At 50.0% G+C, this 1,167-nt stretch carries 9 tRNA genes and 2 rRNA genes; all 11 read left to right on the forward strand.

The annotated features are described in order from the left end of the window. A 5S ribosomal RNA gene (gene rrf, locus DFO72_RS29120) occupies positions 1–91 on the forward strand; the annotation flags it as partial. Between the two features lie 9 nt (positions 92–100). Continuing rightward, a tRNA-Val gene (locus DFO72_RS29125) sits at positions 101–176 on the forward strand. A gap of 5 nt (positions 177–181) precedes the next feature. After that, positions 182–257: transfer RNA gene (locus DFO72_RS29130), tRNA-Thr, on the forward strand. 57 nt (positions 258–314) lie between these two features. After that, positions 315–390, forward strand: a tRNA-Lys gene (locus tag DFO72_RS29135). Positions 391–406: 16 nt separating this feature from the next. Beyond that, positions 407–491: transfer RNA gene (locus DFO72_RS29140), tRNA-Leu, on the forward strand. Between the two features lie 6 nt (positions 492–497). Further along, positions 498–572: transfer RNA gene (locus DFO72_RS29145), tRNA-Gly, on the forward strand. Between the two features lie 7 nt (positions 573–579). Beyond that, a tRNA-Leu gene (locus DFO72_RS29150) sits at positions 580–668 on the forward strand. A gap of 15 nt (positions 669–683) precedes the next feature. After that, positions 684–760: transfer RNA gene (locus DFO72_RS29155), tRNA-Arg, on the forward strand. 5 nt (positions 761–765) lie between these two features. Further along, a tRNA-Pro gene (locus DFO72_RS29160) sits at positions 766–842 on the forward strand. 8 nt (positions 843–850) lie between these two features. Then, a tRNA-Ala gene (locus tag DFO72_RS29165) sits at positions 851–926 on the forward strand. Between the two features lie 162 nt (positions 927–1,088). Next, positions 1,089–1,167 (forward strand): 16S ribosomal RNA (locus DFO72_RS29170); the annotation flags it as partial.

Below are 1,167 nucleotides of genomic sequence, written 5' to 3' on the forward strand. Positions count from 1 at the left end.
ACCCGTTCCCATACCGAACACGGAAGTTAAGCTTCTCAGCGCCGATGGTAGTTGGGGGCTGTCCCCCTGTGAGAGTAGGACGCTGCCGGGCATATATTATGGAGGATTAGCTCAGCTGGGAGAGCATCTGCCTTACAAGCAGAGGGTCGGCGGTTCGATCCCGTCATCCTCCACCATATTTGCCGGCGTAGCTCAATTGGTAGAGCAACTGACTTGTAATCAGTAGGTTGGGGGTTCAAGTCCTCTCACCGGCACCACTTCTATTCTTTTAGAAAATAAAGCCATTCAGGCTTTAGAAAGTCTCATAAAAGTATGAGCCATTAGCTCAGTCGGTAGAGCATCTGACTTTTAATCAGAGGGTCGAAGGTTCGAGTCCTTCATGGCTCACCATTTTTAATTTCATATTGCGGGTGTGGCGGAATTGGCAGACGCACCAGACTTAGGATCTGGCGCCGCAAGGCGTGGGGGTTCGACTCCCTTCACCCGCACCATTTTAAGCGGAAGTAGTTCAGTGGTAGAACATCACCTTGCCAAGGTGGGGGTCGCGGGTTCGAATCCCGTCTTCCGCTCCATTTTTATGCCGGGGTGGCGGAACTGGCAGACGCACAGGACTTAAAATCCTGCGGTAGGTGACTACCGTACCGGTTCGATTCCGGTCCTCGGCACCATTTTAATTTCATATTGCGCCCGTAGCTCAATTGGATAGAGCGTTTGACTACGGATCAAAAGGTTAGGGGTTCGACTCCTCTCGGGCGCGCCATATTACGGGGAGTAGCTCAGCTTGGTAGAGCACTTGGTTTGGGACCAAGGGGTCGCAGGTTCGAATCCTGTCTTCCCGACCATTAATATTGGGGCCTTAGCTCAGCTGGGAGAGCGCCTGCTTTGCACGCAGGAGGTCAGCGGTTCGATCCCGCTAGGCTCCACCAAAAAAACTTTAAAAAAGTTATTGACTCAGATAATTGAATCTGATAAGATGATAAAGTCGCCTTTGAGCGACGGATTGATCTTTGAAAACTGAACGAACAAAAACGTCAACGTTAAATCATTAGTCTTTTTTGAAAAGACAACTTATGAGCTTAATCAACTCTTATATGGAGAGTTTGATCCTGGCTCAGGACGAACGCTGGCGGCGTGCCTAATACATGCAAGTCGAGCGGACAGATGGGA

Origin of the sequence: Cytobacillus oceanisediminis, from assembly GCF_004366035.1 — a bacterium.
GTDB lineage: Bacteria > Bacillota > Bacilli > Bacillales > Cytobacillaceae > Cytobacillus > Cytobacillus oceanisediminis_C.